We start from the raw sequence: 4427 nt of genomic DNA, 5'->3' as shown, positions 1-4427 counted from the left end.
ACGGCTGCGCTCGCTTCTCTTGCTGAGGACGCTTGAATTTGACCGGTACTAGTCCAAGAACCTGTACGGAACCGCCGTTCATCTACGTGTTCAAGGCTAATTTTATACCCACCAGCCAATAATTGCCGGAGTTGGTCTACGACTTCCGGACTCAAATGGTTACTGGTAGCTGTTGACGTAGCATTAGCAGAGGCCCCACTGCTAGTAAATGATTTCTTACTACCAGAGGAGGCTACTTGACCATTTGGACGTTGGATTATGGTCTCTAATACCCGTCGTTTGGCTTTGGTATCAATGCCGATTAAACGCACATACTCGCCTTGATGGCTTTCTATACATTCTTCCAAGCCGGAAATTACTTGATTTATGGAAGTTGCTTCAATTGGCTTGCAGCTAGTCCAAGAACCAGTGCGGAAACGGCGTTCGTCTACGTGTTCCATGCCAATTTTGTAACCACCTGCCAAAAGTTGGCGGATTTGCTCTACAGTTTCGCCATTGACTTTACCACTGCTAGAGCCGTTACCATTACCATTACTGCTGTAGCTGCCATTGCTATGACTACTAGCCGGAGCCTTAAAATTGGTAGCTGGTTTCACATCACCATCCGGGCGTTGAATGATGCTTTCTAACACACGTCGTCTATCTTTGTCAATACCAAACAGGCGGACATACTCGCCGCTATGCTCTGTGACACAGCTTTCTAATGCTGCGATCGCTTCACCGATGGATCTCGGTTCAATTGGTTGGCAACTAGTCCAAGAACCCGTGCGGAACCGTCTTTGGTCTACGTGTTCTGTACCAATCTTGTACCCTTGTTCCAATAGATAGCGCAACTGCTCTATTGTTTCTGCACCCAAGCTATTGCTCGACACTTCACTACTCCTTTCTAGCTCTAAAACAGTAACACCATTACCTGTATAAGATTTAGTGTTCTCATCCCGAATTGGTGCAATACATTTGCTATCCGCAGCACAAAGATAACCAGCTCGCAGCGCCTGATTAATCCCAACCACATGATGAGCAAAGTCTTTATCCTGATCTTGCACATCTGGCAAGCGGTCAGCTTGCTGCTGATTGATAATTATCGCTCCCGAAGGTACATACTTACCCGCGGGAATTTCTACGTCTTGAATCAAAGCGTGCATCATTACGATGCAACCTGCACCCACCCTGGCATTAAACACCGTAGAGCGAAAGCCAATAAAGGAATTATCCCCTACATAAGCTGGCCCGTGAATTAGAACCATGTGGGTAATGCAAGTGTTTTTACCTACCCACACCGAGTATTTATTTTGATCGTCGCCAATTACTCGACCTTGCTCCAACCCATGAATCACAACACCATCTTGAATATTAGTGTTTTCACCAATATAAAAAGGTGTGCCTTCATCTGCTCTAATCGTAGTCCCCGGAGCAACGATTACATTTGCACCTATCCGTACATCTCCAATCAGATTGGAAAATGAATGTACAAAGGCTGTTTCATGGATTTTGGCTTCAGCTAAATTCCTCGACCACGGGGTTGGAGGTGCCGCCGTGCTGCGGACTGCCATTTCGAGATTCCTCCTGTATTGTCATTTGTCATTTGTCATTTGTCCTTTGTCATTTGTTCTTTGTCGAGAGCTAATGACTAATGACTAATGACTAATGACTATCGATATTGATCTTTTTTGCTGTAAATGAGGCGATCTTCAACGTGAATTGTATCTATGATCGCTACTACCACTGCATCTAATGGCCGTTGTTCATTGCCAATAACTTGACGAGCGGCACTGCCACGACTGACAAGTACCCACTCATCTACTCCTGCTCCCACAATATCTGCTGCTACCTCGTATTGTGGCAGGATGTTGCCGTCTTCATCCACTAATTGTAACAACAGTAGTTTGACACCTCGAAGACTTGGATCTTTTTGTGTGCTAACTACTGTGCCGCGAACTTTGGCGACTTGCATTACAAATTACGGTCTTCTACCGAAAGGACGAATTGCATTCACATTTTCCCGGAATTGCTCTACGTCTTCGGTATAACGAATTGGTAAGACGTATTCCAAGTTTTCGTGAGGACGAGCAATGATGTGAGTAGATAACACTTGTCCGCCGTTGACTCGCTTCACTGATTCAACACCAGCGCCCACGGAAGCTTGCACTTCCGACACATCACCCCGAACAATCACGGTAACTCGACCACTGCCGATTTTTTCATAGCCTACTAGAGTAACACGAGCAGCTTTCACCATTGCGTCAGCAGCTTCCACTACTGCTGGAAAGCCTAGCGTTTCAACCATTCCCACTGCAATTGACATTAGATTTTAATCCCTATTTAAAGTTTTTAGCCCTGGACAAAAGAAAGCGATGCTCAAAAAGGTAAAGAGTGTTAATTACTTTGTTTAAACAGCTTTTAAGTACGGAACTGTTCCACAGCTTCTGTGTAACGTATCGGCAATACGTATTCTAGGTTTTCGTGAGGACGAGCAATGATGTGAGTGGATAACACTTCACCACCATTTACTCTTTTCGCCGCTTCAACCCCAGCAGCTACGGAAGCTTGTACTTCCGATACATCTCCCCTAACTATCACGGTGACGCGAGCGCTACCAATTTTTTCATACCCTACTAAAGTCACACGGGCGGCTTTCACCATCGCATCAGCAGCTTCCACTACTGCTGGAAAGCCTTTCGTTTCAATCATCCCAACTGCAATTGGCATCGCAGAACTCCTACAATATTAATCCAATCTGTACTGTCGCTTGAAATTTTTGACGGGGAGAGCTTTATCTTAATAGCTAAGAAAACACTTCCAAATTAAGCATAGGAAAGGTTGGCCTTTCTGGCAATATAAATTACTATAATAGTTTATGATAATAAAGTTTTAAAAAACTTAACAAAAATTTATCTGTCCTCTTGAACAATTAAAGTTCACTGATTCCTAGAGGAGCCACTTATGCTTTATAATTTCTTTATCACATTTACAAAACGACATTCATAACCAAGGGTAATTTTATCTGGGGAGGGAGGACAAGATGCTGTATCTTGTACTGTCTCTAGATTCTGGCAATTTTTGCTATATTTACAAGGACTAAGTGAAAAATATATAATTTTTTCAAATATATCGTATAAATTACTTTGTTCAAAGTAGAAATAAAAATGTAAAAACAAAGGTGAGGTTAAAGCAAGTAAATGCTTTAACCTATGTAAAGTTATATTTTCTTGAAGTTTAATAGGGTAAAAGAAAGTAAAAATACTTATGAGAATTTAATTAAAACAAGAGTAAAAAAATATTGATGTTTCTACTAAATTAATTTTGTAAAATAAATAATATAAAAGCTTTTTTAAAATTAAGGTTGAGTCGTCAAGGTGAATTTAAATGGATCAATCTCTATTTTCAACAAGTTGGTTTGTGCCTTTATATAGCTTATTAGGTGCAATTTTGACGTTGCCGTGGGGAACAGGAATAATTCGGCGAACAGGGCCAAGACCTGCGGCATACATAAACTTGTTGACGACGGTTTTGGCTTTTGTCCATAGTCTGTTTGTATTTAACATTATCTGGGATAAAGAACCAGAAAAGTTACTAGTGACGTGGTTCAAAGCTGCTGATTTAGACTTATCTTTTGCCTTGGAACTCTCACCAGTCAGTATTGGGGCAACAGTTTTAATTACAGGGTTAAGCTTACTTGCACAAGTTTACGCTCTGGGTTACATGGAAAAAGACTGGTCGTTAGCGCGTTTTTTTGCGCTGCTGGGATTTTTTGAAGCAGCGCTGAGTGCTTTAGCAATCAGTGATTCTTTATTTTTCAGCTATGGTCTTTTGGAAGTGTTGACGCTTTCAACTTACTTGCTGGTGGGATTCTGGTATGCTCAACCACTAGTAGTGACGGCGGCGCGGGATGCGTTTTTAACCAAACGGGTGGGAGACTTATTGCTGCTGATGGCTGTGGTGACACTTTCCACCTTAGCCGGGAGTTTGAACTTTTCGGATTTATATGAGTGGGCGCAAACAGCTAATTTAAGCCCAATGACATCAACATTGCTAGGCTTGGCGTTAATTGCTGGGCCGGCTGGGAAATGCGCCCAATTTCCCCTGCATCTTTGGTTGGATGAGGCAATGGAAGGGCCCAACCCCGCCTCGGTAATGCGAAACTCACTGGTAGTAGCTGGTGGTGCTTATTTACTGTATAAACTACAACCATTGTTAGCCCTGTCGCCAGTTGCCTTGAATGTATTAGTAGTAATGGGAACGGTAACGGCAATTGGTGCCACATTAGTATCCATAGCTCAAATTGACATTAAGCGATCGCTGTCTCATTCCACTAGTGCATACATGGGCTTAGTGTTTTTGGCGGTGGGGTTGCAACAAGGGGGTGTAGCCTTGATGTTGCTGTTAACTCATGCGATCGCTAAAGCATTATTATTCATGAGTTCCGG

At 42.7% G+C, this 4427-nt stretch carries 5 protein-coding genes; 1 reads left to right on the top strand and 4 read right to left on the bottom strand.

The window, feature by feature from the left end; all coding sequences use genetic code 11:
- The 4 genes from LC574_RS28380 to LC574_RS28365 form a co-directional block, all read right to left on the bottom strand.
- A partial coding sequence (locus LC574_RS28380) for a ribulose bisphosphate carboxylase small subunit (RefSeq protein WP_229456995.1) occupies positions 1-1553 on the bottom strand: 1553 nt, incomplete at its 3' end.
- Positions 1554-1651: 98 nt separating this feature from the next.
- The gene (locus LC574_RS28375; protein ID WP_109011817.1) at positions 1652-1954 is read right to left on the bottom strand and encodes a EutN/CcmL family microcompartment protein; all 303 of its coding nucleotides are present in this window, start codon (positions 1952-1954) and stop codon (positions 1652-1654) included.
- A gap of 6 nt (positions 1955-1960) precedes the next feature.
- Positions 1961-2305 (bottom strand): carbon dioxide-concentrating mechanism protein CcmK, encoded by a 345-nt coding sequence (locus LC574_RS28370; protein ID WP_039748664.1) that lies wholly within the window; start codon positions 2303-2305, stop codon positions 1961-1963.
- A 95-nt stretch (positions 2306-2400) separates the two neighbouring features.
- Positions 2401-2709 carry a carbon dioxide-concentrating mechanism protein CcmK gene (locus tag LC574_RS28365; protein ID WP_190891121.1) on the bottom strand — a complete coding sequence of 103 codons (309 nt, stop codon included), beginning with the start codon at positions 2707-2709 and terminating at the stop codon, positions 2401-2403.
- Between the two features lie 657 nt (positions 2710-3366).
- Here LC574_RS28365 and LC574_RS28360 point away from each other — a divergent pair.
- Positions 3367-4427 (top strand): proton-conducting transporter membrane subunit (locus LC574_RS28360; protein ID WP_267871708.1); only part of this gene is annotated, 1061 nt, incomplete at its 3' end.

The sequence above is a fragment of the Nostoc sp. CHAB 5715 genome (genome assembly GCF_020829685.1).
Classification (GTDB): domain Bacteria; phylum Cyanobacteriota; class Cyanobacteriia; order Cyanobacteriales; family Nostocaceae; genus Nostoc.
Note: the sequence above shows the minus strand (reverse complement) of the source record. Positions and strands in the feature narration are given on the sequence as shown.